At 73.1% G+C, this 23,443-nt stretch carries 19 protein-coding genes; 8 read left to right on the plus strand and 11 right to left on the minus strand.

The window, feature by feature from the left end; genetic code table 11:
- Window positions 1-575: 575 nt before the first annotated feature.
- Window positions 576-1,547 carry an ATP-binding cassette domain-containing protein gene (locus GQ466_RS17050; protein ID WP_161103962.1) on the plus strand — a complete coding sequence of 324 codons (972 nt, stop codon included), beginning with the start codon at window positions 576-578 and terminating at the stop codon, window positions 1,545-1,547.
- Entirely contained in the window at window positions 1,544-2,344 is an 801-nt protein-coding gene (locus GQ466_RS17055) for an ABC transporter permease (protein ID WP_161103963.1), read from the plus strand. Before GQ466_RS17050 ends, GQ466_RS17055 begins: the two co-directional genes overlap by 4 nt.
- 4 nt (window positions 2,345-2,348) lie before the next feature.
- On the opposite strand, the gene GQ466_RS17060 is transcribed toward GQ466_RS17055, so the two are convergent.
- Window positions 2,349-5,510: a BTAD domain-containing putative transcriptional regulator gene (locus GQ466_RS17060; protein WP_161103964.1), complete on the minus strand. Its 3,162-nt coding sequence runs from the start codon at window positions 5,508-5,510 to the stop codon at window positions 2,349-2,351.
- A gap of 52 nt (window positions 5,511-5,562) precedes the next feature.
- On the opposite strand from GQ466_RS17060, the gene GQ466_RS17065 reads away from it, so the two are divergent.
- Both GQ466_RS17065 and GQ466_RS17070 read left to right on the plus strand, forming a co-directional pair.
- Window positions 5,563-5,910 (plus strand): VOC family protein, encoded by a 348-nt coding sequence (locus GQ466_RS17065; protein WP_202420702.1) that lies wholly within the window; start codon window positions 5,563-5,565, stop codon window positions 5,908-5,910.
- Window positions 5,911-5,945: 35 nt separating this feature from the next.
- Window positions 5,946-7,031 carry a baeRF2 domain-containing protein gene (locus tag GQ466_RS17070; RefSeq protein ID WP_161103965.1) on the plus strand — a complete coding sequence of 362 codons (1,086 nt, stop codon included), beginning with the start codon at window positions 5,946-5,948 and terminating at the stop codon, window positions 7,029-7,031.
- 4 nt (window positions 7,032-7,035) lie between these two features.
- Here GQ466_RS17070 and GQ466_RS17075 read toward each other — a convergent pair whose 3' ends face one another.
- Genes GQ466_RS17075 through GQ466_RS17090 form a run of 4 tightly spaced genes read right to left on the minus strand, consistent with a single transcriptional unit; the run spans window position 7,036 to window position 12,386 of the window.
- Window positions 7,036-10,140 carry a helicase HerA domain-containing protein gene (locus GQ466_RS17075; RefSeq protein WP_161103966.1) on the minus strand — a complete coding sequence of 1,035 codons (3,105 nt, stop codon included), beginning with the start codon at window positions 10,138-10,140 and terminating at the stop codon, window positions 7,036-7,038.
- Window positions 10,137-10,763 carry a hypothetical protein gene (locus GQ466_RS17080; RefSeq protein ID WP_161103967.1) on the minus strand — a complete coding sequence of 209 codons (627 nt, stop codon included), beginning with the start codon at window positions 10,761-10,763 and terminating at the stop codon, window positions 10,137-10,139. The genes GQ466_RS17075 and GQ466_RS17080 overlap by 4 nt, the downstream gene beginning before the upstream one ends.
- Window positions 10,753-11,871 carry a hypothetical protein gene (locus tag GQ466_RS17085; RefSeq protein ID WP_161103968.1) on the minus strand — a complete coding sequence of 373 codons (1,119 nt, stop codon included), beginning with the start codon at window positions 11,869-11,871 and terminating at the stop codon, window positions 10,753-10,755. Before GQ466_RS17085 ends, GQ466_RS17080 begins: the two co-directional genes overlap by 11 nt.
- Entirely contained in the window at window positions 11,868-12,386 is a 519-nt protein-coding gene (locus GQ466_RS17090) for a DUF4365 domain-containing protein (RefSeq protein ID WP_161103969.1), read from the minus strand. The genes GQ466_RS17085 and GQ466_RS17090 overlap by 4 nt, the downstream gene beginning before the upstream one ends.
- Before the next feature lie 357 nt (window positions 12,387-12,743).
- Here GQ466_RS17090 and GQ466_RS17095 point away from each other — a divergent pair, with 357 nt between their 5' ends.
- Window positions 12,744-13,823: a fatty acid desaturase family protein gene (locus GQ466_RS17095; RefSeq protein ID WP_161103970.1), complete on the plus strand. Its 1,080-nt coding sequence runs from the start codon at window positions 12,744-12,746 to the stop codon at window positions 13,821-13,823.
- Between the two features lie 4 nt (window positions 13,824-13,827).
- Here the strand turns inward: GQ466_RS17095 and GQ466_RS17100 are convergent, their stop codons facing one another.
- Window positions 13,828-14,271 carry a DUF1877 family protein gene (locus GQ466_RS17100; RefSeq protein ID WP_161103971.1) on the minus strand — a complete coding sequence of 148 codons (444 nt, stop codon included), beginning with the start codon at window positions 14,269-14,271 and terminating at the stop codon, window positions 13,828-13,830.
- 144 nt (window positions 14,272-14,415) lie between these two features.
- On the opposite strand from GQ466_RS17100, the gene GQ466_RS17105 reads away from it, so the two are divergent.
- On the plus strand, window positions 14,416-14,937 hold the full coding sequence (locus GQ466_RS17105; protein ID WP_161103972.1) for a pyridoxamine 5'-phosphate oxidase family protein: 522 nt from the start codon (window positions 14,416-14,418) through the stop codon (window positions 14,935-14,937).
- Between the two features lie 255 nt (window positions 14,938-15,192).
- Here GQ466_RS17105 and GQ466_RS17110 read toward each other — a convergent pair whose 3' ends face one another.
- The 3 genes from GQ466_RS17110 to GQ466_RS17120 all read right to left on the minus strand — a co-directional run bounded on the left by GQ466_RS17110 (window position 15,193) and on the right by GQ466_RS17120 (window position 18,908).
- Entirely contained in the window at window positions 15,193-16,290 is a 1,098-nt protein-coding gene (locus GQ466_RS17110) for a DNA glycosylase AlkZ-like family protein (RefSeq protein ID WP_161103973.1), read from the minus strand.
- Window positions 16,291-16,534: 244 nt separating this feature from the next.
- Window positions 16,535-17,548, minus strand: coding sequence for a protein kinase domain-containing protein (locus GQ466_RS17115; protein ID WP_161103974.1), 1,014 nt, complete (start codon window positions 17,546-17,548; stop codon window positions 16,535-16,537).
- A gap of 145 nt (window positions 17,549-17,693) precedes the next feature.
- Complete coding sequence (locus tag GQ466_RS17120; RefSeq protein ID WP_337193513.1) at window positions 17,694-18,908, minus strand: lipase family protein; 1,215 nt, start codon at window positions 18,906-18,908, stop codon at window positions 17,694-17,696.
- Window positions 18,909-19,173: 265 nt separating this feature from the next.
- On the opposite strand from GQ466_RS17120, the gene GQ466_RS17125 reads away from it, so the two are divergent.
- Window positions 19,174-19,782, plus strand: coding sequence for a TetR family transcriptional regulator (locus GQ466_RS17125; protein WP_161103975.1), 609 nt, complete (start codon window positions 19,174-19,176; stop codon window positions 19,780-19,782).
- Window positions 19,783-19,791: 9 nt separating this feature from the next.
- On the opposite strand, the gene GQ466_RS17130 is transcribed toward GQ466_RS17125, so the two are convergent.
- On the minus strand, window positions 19,792-21,309 hold the full coding sequence (locus tag GQ466_RS17130) for an acyl-CoA synthetase (RefSeq protein ID WP_161103976.1): 1,518 nt from the start codon (window positions 21,307-21,309) through the stop codon (window positions 19,792-19,794).
- A 23-nt stretch (window positions 21,310-21,332) separates the two neighbouring features.
- Window positions 21,333-21,665, minus strand: a complete 333-nt coding sequence (locus GQ466_RS17135; RefSeq protein WP_337193514.1) for a response regulator transcription factor — start codon at window positions 21,663-21,665, stop codon at window positions 21,333-21,335.
- Between the two features lie 409 nt (window positions 21,666-22,074).
- Here GQ466_RS17135 and GQ466_RS17140 point away from each other — a divergent pair, with 409 nt between their 5' ends.
- Window positions 22,075-23,430 carry a wax ester/triacylglycerol synthase domain-containing protein gene (locus tag GQ466_RS17140; protein ID WP_161103978.1) on the plus strand — a complete coding sequence of 452 codons (1,356 nt, stop codon included), beginning with the start codon at window positions 22,075-22,077 and terminating at the stop codon, window positions 23,428-23,430.
- The last annotated feature ends 13 nt before the right edge of the window (window positions 23,431-23,443 follow it).

A 23,443-nucleotide genomic window follows, 5' to 3' on the forward strand; every position in this document is an offset into this window, starting at 1 on the left:
CAATGTCGGGCCGTATAAAGGCACTGGCTTTTAACACGCTGTTGAGTTCTCAAGAAACGGACACCCACCGCGCTCCCGCTCACTTCCGTGGCGCTCGCTCCGGGGCAACCCTTCTAACTTACCGGGAACTTCCCCCCTGTCAAATCCGACCCACCGGATCGAACCCCACAAGAGAGCCAGCCCACCCCACGACGAACCAGACGGCCAGAACCGCCACCATGATCGTTCAGAGGAGTCCCACCGGGCCGTCCGCCTCAGAGGCGTCCCGCATCCCGTGCCGGGCTGTCCACTCCAGCCTACCCCGGCGCGAACCGCAGTCCGTACCGTTTTACGCCCAAGTGGTTCCCCGGAGACCGTCCGCCTTGCGGCGTCCCGCGTCCCTCGGGGCATGGAGAACATTAGATTCGCCCCTGCGGGCCGTCAAATCGGGACGGCGAGGGGACGGTCGCTGACACGGCGGACACGCGGTCCGACCTGCGGTGACGCGGCCCGCTGATAGGCGGCGGAGAGCCGTCGTCAGTGCGATGTCAGCGCATGGAAGCGGTCTGTCAGCGGCGTCGGCGACCGTGATGGGCATGAACGAAGTCATCAGGGCCGAAGGCCTGCACAAGACGTATGGGACGACCCATGCGCTCGCCGGAGTGGATCTCTCGGTCGGGCGCGGAACCGTCCTCGGCGTGCTCGGACCGAACGGCGCGGGAAAGACCACGGCCGTCCGCACGCTCGCGACGCTCATCAAGCCGGACGCCGGACGCGCCGAGATCTGCGGTTTCGACGTGGTGCGCGACGCCGTCCGGGTCCGCGCGAAGATCGGCCTGACCGGGCAGTACGCGTCCCTGGACGAGGAGCTGACCGGCACCGAGAACCTCGTCATGATCGGACGGCTGCTGGACTTCCCGCGCGCCGAGGCCAAGGCGCGGGCCCGGGAGCTGCTGGCGCGGTTCCGGCTGACCGACGCCGCCGGACGCGCCGTGAAGACCTACTCGGGCGGCATGCGGCGGCGCCTGGACCTGGCGGCGAGCCTGGTGAACCGTCCCGAGGTGGTGTTCCTGGACGAGCCCACCACGGGCCTGGACCCGCGCGCCCGCAACGAGGTGTGGGAGACCGTCCGCACGATCGTGTCGGAGGGCGCGTCCGTCCTGCTCACGACGCAGTACCTGGAGGAGGCGGACGCCCTCGCCGACCGGATCGTCGTGTTCGACCAGGGCCGCGTCATCGCCGAGGGCACGGCCGACGAGCTGAAGGCCGGCGCGGGCCGGCGGACGCTGGTCGTCCGGGCCGCGGAGGCGCACCGGACCGAGCAGCTCACCGCGATCGTGGCGCGGCTCACCGGCGAGCGGCCGGACGTGTCGGACTCGGGCCTGGTGTCCGTCCCCGTCCCGGACGCGGCCGTGCTGTCCGCGCTGGTCCGCGCGCTGGACGAGGCCGTCATCACCGTCACCGAACTGGCGCTGCGGATGCCGAGCCTCGACGAGGTGTTCCTCAACCTGACCGGCCACACGGCCGAGACCGCCGACGAGAAGATCATGGAAGGGAGCCCGGCATGACGACCGCCGTCCTCGCCCCGCCCCGCCGCATCAGCCCCCGCCGCACGCTTCGCCACGGGCTGACGCTGGCCTGGCGCAACATCGCGCAGCTCCGGCACTCGCCGGAGAAACTGATCGACAGCACGCTGATGCCGATCATCTTCCTGGTGCTGTTCCTCTACGTGTTCGGCGGCGCCGTCCAGGGCAGCACGCACGCCTACCTGCAAGTTCTGCTGCCGGGCCTGGTCGCGCAGATGGCGATGTTCGCCACGATGGGCCTTGGAACCGCGCTGAACGAGGACATCCACAAGGGCGTGTTCGACCGGTTCCGGAGCCTGCCGATCGCGCGGTCGGCGCCGCTGGTCGGGACGATCCTCGGCGACACCGTGCGGTTCGCGACGTCGATGACCTGCCTGACGGCGTTCGGTTCGCTGCTCGGGTTCCGCTTCCACACTGATCCGCTGTCGGTGCTGGCCGGGTTCGGTCTGGCGTACGTGTTCTACCTGGCGGTGAGCTGGATCTCCGTGCTGATCGGGCTGGTGGCGCCGTCGCCGGAGACCGTCCAGGGGCTGGCGTTCCTGTGGGTGATGCCGCTGACGTTCGGGAGCAGCATCCTGGTCGCCAACACGTCCACGATGCCGGGCTGGCTGCAGACGTGGGCGAAGGCGAACCCGGTGTCGCATCTCACCGAGTCGTTGCGGGCGCTGATGCTGGGCGGTCCCGTCGGGAACCACGTCTGGTACACGCTGGCGTGGGCGGCGGGGATCATGCTGGTGACGTTCCCGCTGGCCATGCGCATGTACGCGCGCCGGGCGTGACGCGTCAGGGACGGATCGCGCGGATCCTCTCGGGCGGGAGGGCGCGGCCCCGCGCGCGGGCGGCCTCGTAGGGGGCGTCGCCGAGCGCGGAGCGGGCCGCGTCCTCCGCGCGGAGGAGGTCGTCGTTGTAGCCGTCCCGGTAGCCGTTGAGGGTCTGCGCGGCGCCGATCAGCTCGGCGGCCCGGACGGCGTCGCCGCCGAGGACGCGGTGGAGCGCGAGCCCCCACAGGAGCCCGGCGACGCCCTGGTTCCCGATCATCATGTCGCCGTCGAGGCGGGCGAACGCGCGGGCGTGCCAGCGGGCGGCGTTCTCGGGGTCGCCCTCCAGGTCGGCGAGGGTGCCGAGGCGGCTGAGGACGGTCACCGCCGCCGACCCGAAGTCGGGCCGGCGCATGCGCTGCTCGACCAGGTCGAAGGCGTGTTCGAGGGGCGGTCGGGCGGCGGCGAGGTCCCCGGCGCGGCGGGCGATGTCGCTGAGGCCCACGTAGCCGTTCGCGGCCTCGGCGAACTCCCCGACCCGCTCGGACTGGGCGATGCCGAGCCGCAGGTCGCGGTCGGCGCCGGTGAGGTCCCCGGCGAGCGCGCGGATCTTGCCCATCTCCACCAGCACGGACGCGCCCTGTTCGGGGCTGACGCCGGTGACGGCGTGCTCGTGGGCGCGTTCCCCGTGCCGCAGGGCGGTGTCGAGGTCGCCGCGGGCGACGGCGAGCCGCATCAGCCCGGTCCGTCCGATGATCATGCCGACGCGGTCGCCGAGCGCGGTGAAGATCGCGTGCCCGGCCTCGGTGCTGGCCGCGGCCGTCTCGATGTCCCCGTCGTTGACGGCGAGGAACGCGGTGGCGAGCCGGACGGCGCCGCGCACCCACGGATCGGGGTGGTCGGTGATGGCGGCGAGCCGTTCGCGGCACAGGTCGTAGTCGCCGGTGAACAGGCAGGACAACGCGCTGACGACGACCAGGCCGGGGTGGGCGGGCTCCGGCGGGACGGCGCGCAGCGCGTCCGTCAGCGCGGCGCGCAGGCTGGCCGGGGTGGGTCCGTCGCTGGCGAGCATCTCGCTGACGAGCCGTGCGCTGAACTTCATGATCGCGAATTCCTCGGCGAGGCCGGGCGGCGCGGCGTCGCCCGCGATCGCCTCGACCTCCAGGGCCCAGCCGCCCGCCTCCCGCTCCAGGTCGCGCATGAACCAGAACCACACGAGCGACGCGACGAGCCGGACGGCCGCGGGGACGTCCCGGACGTCCACGAGATGCCGCAGCGCGGCGGCGCAGTTGTCCCGCTCGGCGGCGAGCCGGTCGGCCCACTGGAGCTGTTCGGCGCGGCGCAGCTCGGGTTCGGCGTCGGCGGTGAACCCGACGACCCACGCGGCGTGCCGGTCGCGGACGGCCCGCTCCTCCCCCGCCTCGGCGAGCCGTTCGGCGGCGTAGACGCGGACGGTCTCCAGCAGCCGGTACCGGACCTCGGTGGTGCCCTCGGCCATGACCAGGGACTTCTCGACCAGGGCGGCGACGACGTCGATGAGGTCGGTGGCGTCGCCGTCGCCGCAGACCGTGCAGGCGGCGTCCGGCGTGGCGCCGCCGGCGAACACCGACAGGCGGCGCAGGACGGTGCGTTCGGCGTCGTCCAGCAGGTCCCAGGACCAGTCGACGACGGCGCGGAGCGTGCGGTGCCGGGGCAGCGCGGTGCGGCTGCCCGCGGTGAGCAGCCGGAACCGGTCGTCCAGGCGCTCGGCGACCTGCGCGGGCGTGAGGGACCGCAGCCGCGCGGCGGCGAGTTCGATGGCGAGCGGGATGCCGTCCAGGGCGCGGCAGATGCGGACGACGTCGGGCGCGGTCGCGGCGTCGACCTCGAAGCCGGGCCGGACGGCGGCGGCGCGGTCGGCGAACAGCCGGACGGACGCGTGGGCGAGCGCGTCGGCGGGCCCGGCGTCCTCGGGCGGCAGCGGCAGCGACGGCACCGGGCACAGCGCCTCGCCGGTGATGCCGAGCGGTTCGCGGCTGGTGGCGAGGACGCGGACGGCCGGGGCGGCGCCGAGGACGCGGTCCACGACGGTCGCGACGGCGTCCACGAGGTGTTCGCAGTTGTCGAGGACGAGCACGGCGTCGCGTCCGGTCAGGACCTCGGCGAGCCGGTCCAGCGGCGGGAGCGGCGCGCGGTTCTCGCTGAGCAGCAGGCTCTCGTGGACGCCGAGCGCGGTGAGGACGGCGGCGGGGATGTCGCGGCCGTCGCTGACCGAGGCGAGCGGGACGAACCAGACGCCTTCGGGGCTGTCGTCCAGGAGCCCGGCGGCGGCCTCGGCCGACAGCCGCGTCTTGCCCGCGCCGCCGGGGCCGGTGAGCGTGACGAGCCGGGACTCGCGGACGAGCTTGCGGACCCGTTCGGTCTCCGCCTCGCGTCCGACGAAGGTCGTGAACCGGGCGGGCAGGTTGGTGCGCCGCGCGGGCGCGGGGGCGGGGTCGCGGCGCAGCAGCGCGAGGTGGACGGCGGTCAGCTCGGGCGAGGGGTCCGCGCCGAGCCGGTCGGCGAGGACGTCGCGGCCGTCGGCGAAGACGCCGAGCGCGTCGGCGGGCCGTCCGGCGGCGGCGAGCGCGCGCATCAGCAGGCCGCGCAGCCGCTCGCGCAGCGGGTGCGCGGCGACGAGCGGTTCGAGTTCGGCGGCGAGCCCGGCGCCCGCGCCGAGCGCGAGGTCGGCGTCGGCGCGGTCCTCGACGGCGGTGAGCCGCGCCTCCTCCAGCCGGGTGATCGCGGGGGCGGCGAACGCGGCGCCGGCGACGTCGGCGAGGGCGGGGCCGCGCCACAGGTCCAGGGCGGCGCCGAGGGACGCGGCGCGGCGGCGCGGGTCGGGGTCGGCGCGGGCGGCGGCGACGGCGTGCTCGAACGCGACGGCGTCCACGGCGGACGGGTCGAGCGCGAGCCGGTACCCGGCGGGGCCGTGTTCGACCAGGTCGCGTCCGGCGGCGGCGCGCAGCCGGGACACGACGGCCTGGAGCGCGTTGCCGCCGGGCGGGTCGCCGTCCCACAGGTCGTCCAGGAGGCGGTCGGCCGAGACAGGTCGGCCGGGGTCCAGGGCGAGCCGGATCAGCAGGGCGCGCAGGCGTGCGCCGCGGACGGGGACCGCGCGGCCCGTCTCGTCCCGGACGTCGAGGGTCCCGAGGATTCCGATGCGCACCCGGCCATTGTCCCCCGCGTTTGGAGGGGGACGAAATGAGCACGGGAGGCGCATGGTGGACCTCGTGTGGGTGCTGGACTGCGCGGACCCCGCCGCGCTCGCGCCGTTCTGGGCGGATCTGCTCGGCTGGACCGTCCGGGGCGACGGCGGACGGTACGAAGCGGTGCTGGACGCCGACGGCGAGACGCGGATGCTGTTGCAGCGCGTCCCGGAGCCGAAGACGGTGAAGAACCGGATGCATCTCGATCTACGCGTGTCCGACATGGACGTCTGGTTGCCGCGAGCGCTCGGGCTCGGCGCGTCCGTCGTGCGGGGGCCGTTCGACGACGAGGGCTGGCTGACGACGGTGCTGGCCGACCCGCAGGGCAACGAATTCTGTCTCATCGTTCCGCCGGAGTGACGTTTGGCACGCGCGGGACGGGTAGCCCGGGCCGCATGGATCTGTCTTTCCTGAAGCCGCTGTACCGCCGTCCGGGCCCGTTCGTGTCCGTCTACGCCGAGCTGCTGCGTCCCGCCGAGGACGCCGCGAAGGCCGCCGAGCTGCGCTGGCGCGCGCTGCGGGCGGACCTCTGCGCGCAGGACGCGGCGTCCGCGGCGCTCGCGGCGGCGGACCGGGCGGTGGCGGGCGCGCTGCGCGACCGGCGGACCGGGGGGCTCGCGGTGTTCGCGGCGGCGGACGGCTCGGCGCGGGTGGAGGCGCTGGACGTCGCGCCGCCGGCGCCGGTCGCGCGGGCCGCGCCGCTCCCGCACGTCGTGCCGTTCCTGGCGGCGCGGGGCGAGCGCATCCCGTACCTGGTCGCGGTCGTGGACCGGCGCGGCGGAGAGATCGACTGCGTGAGTGCGGCCGGGCTGCGGCGGCGGATCGACGTGCCGGGCGAGCCTCCGCCGCGCGGCGCGTCCGGACGGGACCGCGACGAGGCCCGCGCGCAGCGGTCGGCGGAGACGGTGTGGCGCGGCAACGCCCGGCGCGTCGGACGCGCGCTGGACCGCGCGGCGCGGCGGCACCGGGCGGAGGCGGTCGTGGTGGCGGGCGACGTGCGCGCCCGGACGGCCGTGCTGGAGGAGGTGTCGGACGGCGTCCTGTCCCGGACGGTCGAGTCGGACCGGGGCAGCGGGCCCGGCCTGGACTCCGACGTCGCGCGCGTCCTGGAGCTGAAGGCCGCCGAGCGGGTGTTCTCGGTCGCCGAGCGGTTCGAGCGGGAGCTGGCGCGGGGCGAGCGCGCGGTGGCGGGGCTGCCCGCGACGGTGGCGGCCGTCCGCGACGGACGCGTCGCGAGCCTGCTCCTGGACGACCCCGACGCGCCCGCGCGTCTCTGGGTCGGCCCCGAACCGGACCAGATCGCGGCGACGCGGGACGAACTGCTCCGCCGCGGCGTCCCCGACCCCGTGGAGGACCGCGCGGACGCGGCCCTGGTGCGCGGCGTGGCCGCCACGGACGGTGAACTGGTCGTCCTGCCGTCCGACGGCCCGAACGCCGAACTCGGCGTCGGCGCCGTCCTCCGCTACCCCGACCCGTCCTGATCCGTCACCGCCGGGCGCGCTCGACGATCTCGTCCTCGGTGAGCGGGTCGGACGGATGGTGCGTCAGGCACAGGGGCGTACGAGCCTGCACGAACGAGAGTCCGTCGCTCGCGACGTAGAAGTGCCCCTGGCCGAGGATCCCCACCTGGTCGGCGTTACCGCCCTTGGCCCGCGCGAGTTCCTTCGCCGCCGCGATCTGGACGGGGCTGCTGAGCTTGCCGATGAACTGCGTCGTCGCGCTCCCGGCGATCTTGTTGTGCAGGCCCTTCGGCGCCTGGGTCGCGAAGACCAGCCCGAGGCCGTACTTGCGGGCCTGCGACGAGAGCATCAGCGTGCTCTCCAGCGCCGCCGATCTGGGCGAGGTGCCCGCCAGGATCTGCGCCTCGTCCATCACGTACAGGGCGCCGAGCGGGCGGTCGCGGGCGGGATTCCGCTTGATCCAGGCGAACAGCGCCACCTGGAGCTGGCTGACGAAACTCTCCCGCCGCTCGTCTCCGAGACCCACGAGGCTGATGACCGACACGCGCGCCCGTTTCCCCGGTGCCGGTGTCAGGAGCGTCCCCGGATCGACGGGGACCCCGCCGCCGGCGAACAGCGGGTCGTTGACGGTCGCGGCCGTCAGCGCCTGCTCCAGCTCTCCGGCGATCTGGGCGGCCTTGTCGATCTGGCTCGCCTCGACCGGAAGCTCCCCCAGCAGATCGAGGAAGGAGGTGAAGCTCCCGCCGCCGCTGCGGGCGAAATGGGCGAGCGCCTCGCGCAGGACGGCCTGGCCGAGCTGCGCCTTGCGGGTCTTGCCGGTGACGTTCGCGCGCGGGGAGAGCGCTTCGACGGCGATGTCCAGTGCGGAGCGCAGCTCGTCCGGGCTGTCGCGGACCGCCCCGAGGTCGGGCAGCGGCTGGAAGCTCAGCGGCCGTCCGCCGGCGCGTCCCGGCGTCCACACCACGACGTCGGTCGTCGCGAGGTATTCGCGCGCCCGGGCGGCGTCGTCGCCCGTCCAGCCGTCGGGCGGGCTCGGCCACGGGTCGCCGAGCCGGGCGAGGTCGTTGTTGGGGTCGAGGACGATCGCGGAGACGCCGCTCAGCGCGCACTCCTCCACCAGCCGCCGCAGGAGCACGGTCTTGCCCGAACCGGATCCGGCGAAGACGGCGGTGTGCCGGGTGAGCGTGGCCAGCTCCAGTTCCACCGGGTCGCCCCGGCGCACCCGCGTCCCGATCCGGATGCGGCCCACGCTGTTCTCCGCGCGTTCGGGCTCGGGCGGTGGTGCCGCCGCTTCACCGAGAACCCGGGTCAGCAACTCGGTGCCGCCGGCCGGACGGCGCGCCCGCAGCCAGTCGTGCAGGTCGGCGCGGTCTTCGGCCAGCATCGTCGCGAGGGCCGCGAAGGTGCGGAGGTCGTCGCCGACGAGCGGTACGGACAGCCCTCCGCCATCGGCCAGCGCCTGGAGCTTCGCCTGCGTCTTGGGCCCGGTGGACCAGGGGACGGTGCGGAGGATGACGAGAGTCCGGTCCGTGCCGTCGGGGGTGACGCCCGCGGCCGTGAACGCGTCGTCCAGCCGCTTCTGCGCCGCGAGGTGGTGCGGCGCTCCGATCGCGCGGAACGCCCAGTGCCGCTGGACGTCGGTGGCCTCGTCGAGCACCTGGCGCAGACGGGCGTGCAGTTCGGGACGCCGGCCGGGCGGCGGGTCGACGCGGAACGCCTCGCCGGCCGGACCCTGCTCGATGGTCCACGCCTTGAGGGCGGCGGCGAGCAGGGCGGGGACGGTCGCGTCCTCGGTCTCGGGGTTCACCGCCGCGCCGATGTCGGCCGCCGCGCGCAGTTCGGCGAACCGGGCGTCGAGCGCCGGGAGATCCGCGAGCGGCACGCGGACGGGTGGCGGGGCGGTCGGTTCGCGGGGAGCCGCCTGCTCGTCGGCGAAGCTCTCGAGGAGCCGGACGGCACCGTCGCGCCGGCACGTCTCAACGTGCGCGTGGATCTTCTTCAGCAGGGCCCGCGGCGTGTGCCCCGGCGCCGTCGCGAAGGCGGCGGGGGCGACCGGCCAGGACGGAACGGGCGGCGTGAACCCGCTTCCCGCGAGCGCGGCGCCGATCCGGCGTTCCACGAGGTCGCGCGCCACGTCCGCGTCGCTCAGCGTGGCGAGGACCGGCGCCGCGCGGAACCGGTCCGTCACGGTCTCCACGGCCTGACCGCGCACGAGCTTCCACGAGGACGGGAGGCAGGCGATCAGGCAGAGCGTCCGGCGGGTCGTCTGGCGCAGCGCCATCAGCCCGCCCGCGACCCGTTCGAGCGTCGTGACGTCGTCCGGGGCGCCGTCGTCGGGCCGGTCGACGCGCTGTGCCTTCGCCGTGTGCTGGAGGAGCGAGTCGACCTGGTCGACGGCGATCACGCTCGGTCCGGTGAGCGCGAGGATCGCGGACAGGTCGATGACGATCTCCTGCGGACCTTTGACGCGGCGGCTCATCCCCCAGGCCCGCCGGTCGCCCGGCTCCGCCTCCTCGGTGGACGTCAGATGATCGCGACCGACGTCCAGCGTGCGCATTGCGGGCGACGCGTACAACGCCAGGGCGCGCAGCGTGTCCGCGCACCTGGCCACGAGGCGCCGGTCGTGGACGAGCAGGCCGTCGACCAGCGCGTCGAGGTCGTCTTTGGTGCACGGCGTCTCACCGGCGAGGGCGGCCGACGTCGCCTCGTCGGCGCCCGCGAGCGCGGCGAGGCGGCGCATGAGGACCGCCACCTGGGTGGACCGGGCGTCGTCCGTCGCGCCGGGACGGCCCAGGTCCTCGACCATCGCCCGCGCGGCCAGCGCCCAGAAGTCGCCTTCGACGCTGAAGTCCAGCAGGAAGAAGTACCCGCCCACGGCGCCGACCCGTCCGCGGACCCAGCTCAGGAAATGGGTCTTGCCGACCCCGCCCTCGCCCTGGAGGACGACGCCGAGCGGGCTCGCGTCCTGCGACGCCCGGGCCTCGGCGATACCGGCGAGGACCAGGGACTCCGCCTGGCGGTGCAGCGCGTCGACGTGGAACGGCGGGTTCTTCCACGCGTGCTCGGACGTCGCGGCCCAGTCCAGGCCCGACGCCACCCGGGCCAGCGCCTCCCGTTCCGCCTCGTTCACCGCGCCTCGATCGACAGGAGGTGCTTGTCCTTCCCACCGATCCGGAGGGCCGCCGCGCGGTCCTCGTCGGTGAGCGTCTTCTGGTCGGCCTCGGGCGCGAAGTTCACGTCCGGAAGCCGTCCCATCCGGCTGAGGACGGCATCGACGTCGGCGCGCGCCGCTGCGCCGAGCAGCGGGCGGACGGCGGTCAGCAGCACCCAGTCCTGCGGTTCCTTCGCCAGGCTCCAATACGCCTCGCGGATGCGCGTCTCCAGGTCGTCGCCGGCGGGGGCCGCGTTGTTCCGGACGATGAACTCGCCCAGGCTCAACTGCATGTCGTCGAGCGAATTGCGCAGCGCCCCGAGAACGCAGAACAACGCCCGTCCGAGCGACCCGGCTCGCGGCGGCGCGACGGCGGAGAGTTCCTCGGCGCACCAGGCCCAGCCCTTGTCGGTGAGCTCGTGCCGGAAAGAGCGTTCTTTCACGCTCTCGACCAGGCCGAGATCGTTCATCCGCCGCCGGGGCGCGCCGTCGAGCGCGTCCCCGAACGCCTCCCTCAGTTCGGGGTTGGACGCCGATCCGCCGAGCGCCATCAACGCGATGAGCAGCGCGCGTTCCCGTGTCCCGAACTCGTCATGTGTCATGGGGATTCTCCTCGCGGGGATGTCGATCGGTGAGTTCGCGGAACCCGTCCGGCCCGGTGCCGACTTCGAGGGGGCCGTTGACGGTGTTCAACTCGCCGCGGGCCGTCACGAGGCGCCCCTCCCGATGGGCGATGATCGCGCGGTCGTAGGTGGCCGCGTCCGGCAGGCGGACCCAGACGCCGGAGCGGGTCGTGGTGCCGTCCGCCAACACCGCCCGGCCGAGGACGAGGACACGAAAACGGTCCCGGCTGCCCGCGCCCCCGTCGTGGAGGGCGCCGACGCGGCCGGTGACCGACGCCGAACCCGTGTGGTGCAGCCGGCGCAGACGGTGCCCGACCCGCCGCAGCAGCGCGCCCGTCCCGGGGGCGAAGGCGACAGACGCCGGGGCCTCGGTCGGCCGTGTGCGCGCCCACCGGAACCCGACCTCGAAGGGCGCGGCACCGTCCGGGCCGGCGAGACTGGCCAGGGCGCCGCACAGGTTGGCCGACACGCCGGACGGGACGGTGGTCGCGAAAACATCAAGATCGCCCGTTTCGTCCGCCGCGCGGGCAGCCTCGCGCAACTGCCGCATCGCGTCGCGGAGGAGCAGCAGGACGCGCCGCGCCAGCGGATCAGCGCCCTCCCCGAGCGGAACGCGGAGGGTCACGCGGTCGTCGGCCGGGTCGAACGGTGAGATCCGCACCCCGGCGAGCAGGTCGCGCACCTGCTTGGGCGGGGCGCCCTCGAACACCGCCTGCGGGCCGGTCACGACGGCGCGGGCCGCCGCCGTCAGGACGTCGCGCGCGCCGCCCAGCGTCGCGACGGCGGCGGAGAGCCCGGCGAAGTCCGCGTTTCCGGCGTCCGTTCGATACCACTGGACGTCGGCCGCCGGCGTGCGGATGTCGGCAGCGACGGCGTCGCGCGACCGGTCCTCGACGGCGGCCAGCGCGGTCAGGATGTCGCGGACCCGGCGCGCGCCGTCGCCCATCCCGTCGTGGGCCGGGACCAGCACCTCGTGGTCGCGCTCGTGGACCCAGACGGCCGCGCCGCGCCACCGGTCGGGCTGGCGCGTCCAGCCGGACGCGGCGAGATAACTGCTGATGTCGGCGACCGACAGAGGCGTCCTCATGCCGCCGGAACGGGCGACCCGGCCGGCGAGCGGACGAGGTCGAGCAGCGTCCGGGCCGTGAGCACGTTGGCGAGCGGAACGCGCACGCGGTGCCGGCTCCGCGCCTTCGGCTCGGGGATCGCCGCTTCGCCCTCGAAGCCGTGGAAGTAGGCGAGCTGGCTCAGGAGCGTCCCGCGCGTCTCGACCGTCGCAAAGGAATCGCGGTCCTGCGGCACGACCACCACGAACAGGTAGCGGGGAACGGTGAAGGGACCGTCGACGAGTTTGTTGTACTGGACCTCGGTCAGCCCGTCGTAGAGCAGTTCACCGCCGGAGAACCGCGGATTCGAGCACGACTTGATCTGGACCTCGACGGAGGGGGACGACATGTGCCCCGCGCGCCCCGGATAACGGAACCCGAGGTCGATGCCGTCGTAGTCGAGGTCGTCCTTGTAGACGAGGAGACCGGCGGCGGAGGCGAGCGCCCGGACATAGTCCTCCGCGAACTTCCCCTGATGGTTCCACGGGTCTAACACCGGCGTCTCCCCTGTCGGCGTGGCACTGCGCGGAAGCCTAGCGGCGACGGGCGTTTCCGACGTCCGGAAAGTCCACATGGGCTGCGGTTTCCGGCCTCTTACGGTCCGTGACGGACCTGGACGCTCAACGTCCGTGCGGGGCGGTGCTCGTGCGTCCCGAGAGGTGCGGGATGCTCACCTGAGGCGCGTCGTGGGGGGCGGAGTCCGTCGTCGAGTACGGAGATGGAGTGGCGTATTCGCACTCGACTGCATTCCTTGCTCATCCGTCCATGAGGCAACGTCGTGTCATGACGTGAACGCCGCCGGTCGCTCCGGGGTGGTTCCGTCCCGCATACGCCCCCGACCCTGTGGATCGACATGCCGACTGTGCACCTCACCGATGCCGACCACGAAGCCATCGCCGCCGAACTGGACGCTCTGCGCCAGCGTGTCACCGCCGAGCTGGGCGCTCGCGACGCCGCCTATATCCATCGCGTCATCGCCTGGCAGCGGGGCCTGGAGGCGGGTGGGCGCGCGGTCCTCCAGATCGCGGCGCTGCTGCCCCGCGACCGGCGCACCGCGCTGCGGCGTTCGGTGTGGGCGGCCGGGACGGCCACGCTCTCCCTGGCCAAGATCCTGGAGAACATGGAGATCGGGCACAACGTCATGCACGGCCAGTGGGACTGGATGCGCGACCCGAAGATCCACTCCACGACGTGGGAGTGGGACGCGGTCGCTCCCGCTGATCTGTGGAAGCACCTGCACAACGTCGTCCACCACACGAACACCAACGTGCTCGGCGTGGACGACGACCTGGGGTTCGGGCTGCTGCGCATCACGCCCGAGCAGCCGTGGAACCCGGCGTGCGTCGCGCAGCCTTTGTACGCGCTGCTGTTGATGGCGTTCTTCGAGTACGGCGTCGCGGTCGCGGACCTGGAGATCGACAAGATCCTCGCCGGGGAGGACGACCGCGAGGTCACGCAGGCCAAGCTCCGGACGATCCGCCGCAAGATCGCGCGGCAGTGGAGCAAGGACTATGTGGCGTTCCCGCTGCTGTCCGGGCGGCGGTTCGGGTCGACGCTGCTGGCGAACTTCGTGGCCAACACCGTCCGGAACCTGTGGGCGACGACCGTCATCTACTGCGGTCACTTCCCCGGGGACGTCGAGGTGTTCCCGCCCGAGCGGCTGGACGGCGAGACGCACGGACAGTGGTACGTCCGGCAGCTCACCGGCTCGGCGAACATCGCGGGCGGGCGCGTGCTGGACCTGCTGAGCGGGAACCTCAGCCACCAGATCGAGCACCATCTGTTCCCGGACATGCCCAGCCACCGGCTCGCCAAGATCGCCCCGCAGGTGCGGGCGCTGTGCGACAAGTACGACCTTCCGTACAACTCGGCGTCGCTGGCGCGGCAGGTCGGGAGCACGTGGAAGAAGATCTTCCGCCTCTCGCTCCCCTAGCGGCTCAGGTGATGTAGAAGACGACGCCGAGGTTCTTTCCGGCGGCCTCGGTGTAGAAGTCGGCGAGCCGTTCGGTCTCGTCGGCGATGAAATCGGGGGCCTCGGCGGCGTCGAGCAGTTCCAGCTCGTACAGCTCGTGCTCGTCGATCAGCTCGTCGAAGTCCGCCCGCCGCACCTGCTCGCGCAACCGCTCCAGGTCCATTCCGGTGAGGCGCTGGGCGTTCTCTGTGACGTCGTCCGTGCTCAGCAGATGGAACCAGCCGGTCTCCAGCCTCGCGGTCGTCAAACTCTCGCCGGACTTGAGCGGCCCGGCGAAGTACTCGACGGCGGCGTAGAGATGCGTCCAGCACGACAGCGGCGTGTCGAGCCGCTCGATCGAGGACGGATCGCTCCGAAGCGCCGCGGCGTCCTCGTCCGTCACGGCCTGCAGCCAGTGCGCCATCGCCATGTTCCCGCTCCCGATCCCTCGGCCCGTCTCGCGGACGACCCTAGCCAGCGCCACCGACACACGCACGGCACGGACGGTCGATGAGTTTCCGGCCGCCCGCTGGTCTCATGAACAGACCGCACGGCCCGACCGGGAGGACGCCGCATGCCGACGCGAGAGCCCACTTCGACCACGAACCTCGACATCTACGACGATCCGCCGCTTCCCTGGAGCAGAGCCCACGACCGCCTGAAGGTGGACCTCGTCGAGATGAGCACCCCGGTGTTCCTCGGCACGACGCGCCCGGACGGCCGCCCGCACTCCGCCGGCATCGGCGCCCTCTGGCTGGACGACGACCTCTACATCACCAGCGGCCCCGGCACCCGCAAGTCCCGCAACCTGGCCGCCAACCCGTTCTGCACGCTCTCGATGCGCCTCCAGGGCATCGACCTCATCCTCGAAGGCGAAGCGGCCCGCGTCACCGACCCCGAAACCCTCACCAACGTCGCCCGCGCCTACAGCGAAGGCGGCTGGCCCGCCGACGTAGCCGCCGACGCCCTCACGGCCCCCTACAGCGCCCCCAGCGCAGGCCCGCCCCCGTGGCACGTCCACCGCATCACCGTCCACACCGCCTTCGGCGTCGCCACCACCGAGCCCTACGGCGCCACCCGCTGGCGCTTCTCCTGACGGTCGGGCAACCGTGCGGCAATGACCCGACGGAATCGCTCGCAACGACGCCGTCCTCACCGCTGCGCCAACCACCGTTCAACGCGGCCACGCCCGTCCGTGCATTGTTGCCGCCGCTTCGTTGAACTGCTTGCACGTGCAGGCCACGCGGGATGCGACGCGGACGCTAAAGAATACATCGGGCCCGGCGTCCTGCATTTGGTCGCGGGCCTTGCTGCCTTCGCGTGAAGATGCGCGGTTTTTGGGGTCGTGGATTTAGGGGGTGGTGATCTGGAGGGCGGTGGTGGTGTTGTCGGAGAGGAACGACGCCAGGGCTTGTCCTTCTTCGGTTATGGCTGTGCGGTCTTGGGGGGTTAGCGGGTGGAGCGGGGTGATGGTCAGGGTGTCGTTTTTCGTGGTCCAGGTCGCGGCTACTCGGCCGTCCAGGAGGACTACGCGGGCGCCTGCTACTGAGAGGTTGCGGTGGGCGTCGTCGACGATCCGGGTTCGGTCGTGGTAGCCGAGCAGGGCGTTGTCGAAGGCCGGGAGGAAGCGGACGGGGGCCGGGGTGTCGGGGTCGGGGCGGGGGGCGTCGGGGAGGTCCAGGAGTTCTCTGCCGTTTTCGTCGTGGAAGGTTATTAGTTCGGGGCGTAGGGCGGTTATTGCGGCGGGGAGGCCGGACAGGCCGCACCAGGCGCGTAGGTCGGCGGTCGTTGCCGGGCCGAATGCGGCTAGGTAGCGGCGGACCAGGGTTTGGCCCACCGGGTCTTTCGCGTCTGTGGGGAGGGGGGTCAGGTCTTTGGCCAGCCAGGAGGTGAGCAGGGTGTTGCGGACGCCCGCGCGTGTTCGCCATATGCCGCGCGGTGGGAGTTGGACCGTGGGGAGGAGGGCTGCCACGAGCATTTCGCCCAGTGCCCTTGGGGGTGGGGACGGCCAGCGGTCGGCTACGGCTCTTGCCAGTTCGGCCATCGTGCGGGGGGCGCCATCGGCCATGATCGTTCGGCCTGCTTTTGCCAGGTCGTCCAGGTCCACTCCTTCTAGTTCTTTGCGGTAGGTCGCCAGGACGCGTTGGCGAAGCATGGCGTCGTGGCGGGGGCGCCAGGCCAAGGCGTCGGCGGCTGTGACCAGGTGGACGGTGCGGCGCATGAGGTGGGTTCGCACGACCTGCCGGTCGACCAGCAGGTCGTTGAGCGTCGCCGGGTCGAATGCGCGCAGGCGTGTCCATAGGCCGATGAACGGCTCTTGCGGTTCTTGGGCTTGCAGGCCGCACAGGTGACCGACCGCGTCCAGGGGTGGGAGGTCGGTGCGGTCCAGCAGGAGTTGCCGGGCGAGGGTCGCGCGGTTGAGCGCCCGGAGGCTGAGACGTGTCTTCACTGCTGCGTCCTTGGTCTCGGCGTCGGGCCATTTTCGACGCCAGGGTCGCAGCAGAAGCGGTCAGTTTCTGGCCGCTATAACCGCAGGGGGACGACGGGCTTGGACGGCGGTGGACGACGTCCATCCCGGGCAGAACGTGTTCGAGGCGGCTTGGTCGATCGTGCCGCTGTTCATTCCGGGGTAGACGTTCATGGCGATGACGACTTGGCGGCGTCCGTCCGGCGTGGACATCCAGGTGTTGGGCTCAGGCCGTTTCGGTGAACTGTGCGAGTTCGGCGCGGAGCCGGGCGGTGGTCGGTCTCGCCGCCGGGTCTTTGGCGAGCAGGTCGGTGAGCAGTGAGCCCAAGGACCCGTCCGCGCGGTGCGGGACGGGCGGCGGTTCGGTCAGGACGGCCGCCATCGCCGCCGTCGCACTCGGACGGCCGAACGCGGAACGGCCTTCGACGGCATAGAACAACGTGGCTCCGAGGCCCCAGAGATCCGTGGCGGGCGAGCATTCCGTCCCCCGGATCTGCTCGGGCGCCATATAGGCGGGCGTGCCGATGATGGCGCCGGCCTCGGTGAGCGTCGGGTCGCCTTCGAACCGCGCGATGCCGAAATCGGCGAGCTTCACCGATCCGTCGGCGCTCACCAGGACGTTCGCGGGCTTGATGTCGCGGTGGACGATGCCGATCGCGTGCGCCGCGTCCAGCACGTCGAGCAGGGCGAGGCCGAGCGCGGCGACGCGCGCGGACGGGAGCGGGCCGTCCGACGCGACCGTCCGGTCGAGCGTCGCCGCCTTGACGAGTTCCATCACGATGAGCACCGAGTCGCGGTCCAGGAGGACGTCGTGGACCGTCACGGCGTTGCGGTGATGCAGTTGCGCGGCGGCTCTCGCCTCGCGCAGCATGCGCGCGCGGACGGCGTCCCGGGCGCCGGGCGCGAGGCCGGACGGCGGGAGGAGCTGCTTGACGGCCACCTCCCGTCCCAGCACGACGTCCCTGGCCCGCCAGACCACGCCCATCCCGCCCCGGCCGAGCTCCTCCAGCGGCGTGTAGCGGTCCGCCGGACGAGCGGCGGTCTCCGCCGCGGGCGGCGGCGCGACCGGCGGCACGGGCTGCGGCACGGGCTGCGGCACGGGCGGCGGCGCGGCGGGCGGCGGGACGCGGCGGCGGAGGCCGCGCGCCAGCGCGACGCCGATCACGATGAACACGACCACGACCGCCGCGACGAGGAACGGGTCGACGTACCAGGCGTCCGCCGCCTCCGCTGCCGCCACGAGGAACCCTTTCCGGCCGAACACAGGTCGTAGCGGACTCTCGTCCACCGACGGCGGCGCGTCAAGCCGTTCGTGGACAACCGCGATCTACACGCAGGACACCGCATTCCTGCTTTCTGGACGAGCGCGGACCCGCCCGCCCGGCTCAGCAGTTGCCGGTGGCGGGCCTGCCCTGGAAGCGGTCGTTGAGGAAGGCGACGGAGTCGGGCCAGCCCCACAGGAAGCCGAGGAGGTGTTCGGCGAACGGGTAGGTCTTCCAGGTCAGATCGGCGCCGTTCTTGCACCAGTCCTTGTGGACGGCGTCGGCCTGGTCGAACAGGACGACCTCGTCCAGCAGTGCGTGGTACTGGAAGACGGGGACGCCGGGCTTGATGCCGCCGAGGTCGTTGGCGTTGAACCGGGCGACCCAGGCGGGGTCGTCGACGGGGTTGCGCGTGGTGAAGTCGCCGATATGGCGGAAGGCCGTGTCGACCGCGACGGGGGCGAGGTCGAAGCTGAGCAGGCAGAGGTCGCTGTAGCGGGCCTTGATCTTCCGGCCGTTGTCGTTGAGGTACGAGTCGAGGTTCAGCTCGGGGTAGGCGCTGTCGTAGCCGAGCGCGGCCATGAGCAGCAGCCCGGTGAACGGGCCTCCTTCGAGGCTGCGCAGGGAGAGCATCTTGCCGGGGATGCCGCCGGCGGCGACGCCCTTGAGGTCCAGGTCGGGGGCGTAGGTCGCGGCGAGCTGCGCGGCCCAGCCGGCGGAGCCGCCGCCCTGGGAGTAGCCGAAGACCCCGACGGGCGTCGCGGCGGTGAGGCCGGTGCCGGGCAGGCGCTCGGCGGCGCGGGCCATGTCCAGGACGGCACGTCCCTCGGACTGGCCGACGACATAAGTGTGGCCGCCGGGCGTGCCGAGGCCCTCCATGTCGGTGACGGCGACGGCCCAGCCCTTGTTGAGCAGGTCGTTGATGAACAGTTCCTCGTAGTCCAGGCCCTGGGCGAGGGTGTACGACGGGGCGCAGGCGTCGCCGAGGCCGCGGGTGCCGACCGCGTACGACACCAGCGGCCGGGCGCCCTTCCCGGTCCACGGGGCCTTGGGGACGAGGACGGTGCCGGAGACGGCGATCGTTCTCCCGGTGGCGTTCTCGCTCTGGTACAGCACCTGCGTCGAGGTAACCGCGGACGACACCGGGAAAGCCGCGGGCCGGGACCGGATGACGTCGCCGGGCCGTCCGGCGGGCAGCGGGGACGGCGGACGGTAGAAGGGGTCGGCGGACGGCACCGGGGCGGCTTCGGCCGCGGCCGGGACGGCGGGCGCGACGCCGAGGGCGAGCAGGGCGCCGGCGGCGAGCACGGCGCGGCGGAGCGGTCTCGGTCTGTTCACGGCGTTCCTGCTTCCTGGGCCGGGCGGACGGGCCGCCCCGGGGACGGGTGGCCGTCATCATGAACCGGCCGACGCCCGGAATCTTGTGCCCCGGCTGCGGGTGCGGCGCGCGGCCTCGCTCACTCGACGACGAATCCGCCAGGTCAGGTATTGTGAACACGGTTCAGATTGGATCAAAGAAAAGCCTGCACAGACAGCAGTTGCCGCGACGGACGCCGATCTGCGATCGTGAACCACGTTCATTCGGTGACGGGAGGGACCCTCGGTGGCGGGTGCGCGGTGGGGCGATCGGGCGGCGCGGCGGCTGGAGATCCTGGAGGCGGCCCGGCGGCTGCTCCAGGACGAGGGATACGCCGGGCTGAACATCCGCACGGTGGCCAAGGGCGCCGGGATCTCCGCCGGGGCCGTCTACACCTACTTCGCGTCCAAGGAGCAGTTGTTCGCGGCGCTGTACGCCCGGCGGCTGGAGGAGTTCCACACCGAGATCGTCCGGGAGACCGAGCGGGCCGCCACCGCCGAGGACCTGTTCGTCGCCGTGGCCGACCGGTACCTGCCGGTCTACCGGGTGTACGGCCGGGAGCTGAACGTGTGGTCGGCGATGTTCGACGAGGGCGGGTTCCCGCCCGAGGTCGCGCTGCCGCTCGCCGAGGCCGCGCTGCGGATCATGGACACGCTCGTCGCGGCGTTCGCCCGCATCGACCCGGCGCTGGCCGGGGGCGAGACGGCGGTGACGTTCCTGTGGGCGAACCTGAACGGCCTGGCCGACCACTTCACCAGCAGCCGCAGCCGCCTGCACGCCGTCGGCTGGCACGACACGATCCGGTTCGCCGCCCGCACCATCGCGGCGGGGCTGCGCCAGGTCCCGTCCCCGTGAGCGGACCCGTCAGCGGGTCCCGTGGCGTTCGCGCAGGGCGCGCTTGAGGACCTTGCCCGTGGGCAGGCAGGGCAGCTCGTCGGTGAACTCGGTGCTGCGCGGCGCCTTGTACCCGGCGATCGTGCGCTTGCAGTGCGCGCGGATCTCCTCGTGGGTGAGCGTCCGGCCCGGCCGCAGGACGATCACCGCGTGGACCCGCTCGCCCCACTCGGCGTCCGGCACGCCGATGACGGCGCACGCGGCGACGGCGGGATGCGCGGCGACGGCGTTCTCGACCTCGGTGGAGTAGACGTTCTCGCCGCCGGTGATGATCATGTCCTTGAGGCGGTCCACGATGTGGACGTAGCCGTCGTCGTCCATGTAGGCGCCGTCGCCCGTGTGCATCCAGCCGTCCTGGACGGCGCGGGCCGTCTGCTCGGGATCGCGCCAGTAGCCGAGCATGACGTTCGCGCCCCGGACGGCCACCTCGCCGACCTGCCCGCGCGGCACCTCCGCGCCGTCGCCGTCGACGATCCGGACCTCGGCGTGCGGCGCGGCCCGGCCGCAGCTCCGCAAGTGCGCGCGCGCCGCGTGGTCGGCGGCGGAGAGCAGCGTGGCGACGGGGGCCAGTTCGGTCATGCCGTACGCCTGGACGAACGCGGTCCCCGGCAGCGCCGCCAAAGCGCGCTCCAGCGTCTCCTCCGGAATCGGCGAGGCGCCGTAGACGATGGTCCGGAGGCTGGACAGCTCGCTCGACGCGAGCCCCGGATGGTCCACGAGCGCCCGGATCATGACCGGCGCGAGCAGCGTCGACGTCACCCGCCGGGTCTCGACGGCCGACAGCACGGCCGACGGCTCGAAGCCGGGGACGATGACGTGGGTGCCGCCGACGACGGTCTGCGCCGTCCACGCCGCGAGGTCGGCGAGGTGGAACATGGGGGACGCATGCAGCAGCCGTCCGCCCGGGACGGCGAACTCCACCGCCGCCTGGCTGCCCAGCGCCGAGACGAGCAGGTTGGCGTGGCTCAGCATGACGCCCTTGGGGAAGCCCGTGGTGCCGCCGGTGTAGAAGATGCCCGCGAGCCGGTCCCCGCCCCACCGCGCGTCCGCGACGGGGGCGCCGCCGACCAGGTCCTCGTAGGCGAGCGTCCCGGGCGGCGCGGGCCCGTCCGCGCAGTGGACGACCGTGTCGAGGTCGTCGCGCAGCTCGGCGGCCAGGGGCGCGAAGGTCTCGTCCACGAGGAGCACGCGCGTCCCCGACTGACGGAGCGCGTACCGGTTCTCCGGGACGGCCCACCGGATGTTGAGCGGGACGACCACGGCGCCGATCCACCAGGTGGCCAGCAGGTACTCGTGGAAGCGGTCGGAGTTGAGCGACAGGATCGCGATCCGGTCGCCCGGGCCGACGCCGAGCCGCCGGAACGCCCCCGCCAGCCGGGCCACGCGGTCCGCGCTCTCCCGGACGGTGCGGACGCGGTCGCCGAAGACGGTCAGCGGCGCGTCCGGATCCTGCTGGAGCGCGCGGTGGAGTCCCTGGGTCAGATACATGCGGCTCTCCTTGGCGGCGGTGCTCAGTCCCGGTCGCCCGTCCAGACGAACGCCGCTTCCAGGCGGCTGTGCACGCCGAGCTTTCGGAATATCGAGTAGACGTGGTTCTTCGCGGTCTTCTCGGCGATGCCGAGGGCGCGCGAAATCTCCCGGTTGGATTTCCCCGCGCAGATCAGGTCGAGCACCCGCCGCTCCTGCCGGGTCAGCCGCACGGCGGATCGGCCGGATTCCGCGGGCGGCGGTTCGGACCCCGTTCCCGTTTCGCCCGGTCGTGTGGAACGTGCGCTTTCGAGGGAAACGAGCAGGCGGTCCAGTTCGGCGAGAGTTCTTCTGATCAATTGAAGGGCTTCGGCCACCTCCGCGACGACTCCCGCCTGCGCGGACGGGTCGGCGCAGCCCGCCGGATCGGCGGCGGGCGGAACGTGCTCTTCCATTAACTACCGTGGCCCGAGGCGATCGGAGGGCACCGGATTCGATGGCCTCTCCTGTAAGGTCCACCCGCTTGCGGCGGGATGTCAAGTCCCGCGCGAAACCGGCCCGCCAATCCGCATTGCGGAAACGCACTCCGGTACCTACGGCCGAGGACCCGGTGGTCTGGGCAAAAGTACCCAGTATCGAGGGGGAAACGAGGGGTACGACGGATCACGATGATCGCGACGGGCATTGATCGAAAACCCGTCCGCTCCCCGGAAACGTTGGATCGGAGCCGCTTTGACCACCGCAACACGCGTCGACGGATGGGGCGTCGCCGCCCTTATGAATGGCATGGAAACGGCGATGTGGCGGATGGATTCCGACGCCGCGCTGCGCACCGACGTCGTCATGGTCTGGACCCTGGACCGGGTCCCGGAGTGGGACCGGTTCCTGGAGTGCTGCGCCTGGCTGACGCGGGTGCTGCCGCGGCTGCGGCTCCGGGTGGCCGAACCGCCGCTGCGGATCGGCCCGCCGGTCTGGGAGGTGGACGGGGCGTTCGACCTCGCCGCCCACGTCCGGCGGGTCCGGCTCCCCGCCCCGGGTGGACGGCGCGAGCTGCTGGACCTCGCCGAGGACGTCGGCGCCTCGGTCTTCGATCCCGCCCGTCCGCCGTGGCGCGCGGTGCTCGCCGAGGAGGGCGAGACCGGCCGGGCCGCGATCGTGATCAAGCTCCACCACGTCCTCGCCGACGGCGCGGGCCTGCGACGGGCGATGCTCGCGCTGCTGCCCCGCTCGCGGCGGGCGTCGCTGCGTCCGCCCGGACCGCCGCCCGACGCGCCCCGCCACGCGCCTCCTCAGCAGGTCGCGGCGCGGGAGTTCGCGTGCCGGCTCGGCGCCGCGCCGGCACAGATCGGCGCGGCTGGCGCCCGGCTGGCGGCGGGCCTGGCGCGCGCGTCCGCCGCACCGGCGGCGCTGCCCGCGCGGGCCGGCCGGCTGGCCCGCGCGCTGGGCGGGGCGGTGACCGTCCCCGGGCGGTCCCCGCTGCTCGCCGGACGCGGGCGCGACCGCCGGTTCGACGCCGTCGAGCTGCCGCTCGCCGACCTGAAGGCGGCCGGGAAGACCGTCGGCGCGACGGTCACGGCGGCCTTCATCGCCGTCCTGCTCGGCGCGTTCGCCGACTACCACCGCCTCCACGGGCGCACCGGCGGCACGCTGGCGATCACGGTGCCGGTGGACGTGCGGAGCCGCGGCCGGGCGGACGGCAACAACATCGTCGGCGGACTCATGCTCGGCGGACCGCTCACCGAGGCGACCGCGCACGACCGCCTCGCCGCGGTGGACGCGCTGCTGCGGCGCGCGCGGCGGAGCCCGCTCGCCGGATGGTCGGCGGCGCTGACGTCGCTGAGCCCCGTGGTGCCCGTCCCGGTGCTGCTGCGGGCGGCGCGCTGGGCGGCCGGCGCGCACGACCTCACCGCCAGCAGCGTGCCCGGGATGCCGGACCGGGCCTACATCGCCGGAGCGCGGCTGACGTCGACGCTCGTGTTCGGGCCGCGCGCCCACGGCGCCTGCACCGCCGTCCTGATGTCCCAGGACGAGACCGCCGGGCTCGGCCTGAACCTCGACCCGGCGGCGGTCGCCGACCCGTCCGCGTTCGGCCGGCTCGTCCGGGACAACGCCGACGCCGTCCTCGCCCTGGCGCGCGCCTGACCCCCCTGAACCT

Origin of the sequence: Actinomadura rayongensis (genome assembly GCF_009831215.1) — a bacterium.
In the GTDB taxonomy this organism is placed as follows: Bacteria; Actinomycetota; Actinomycetes; order Streptosporangiales; family Streptosporangiaceae; genus Spirillospora; species Spirillospora rayongensis.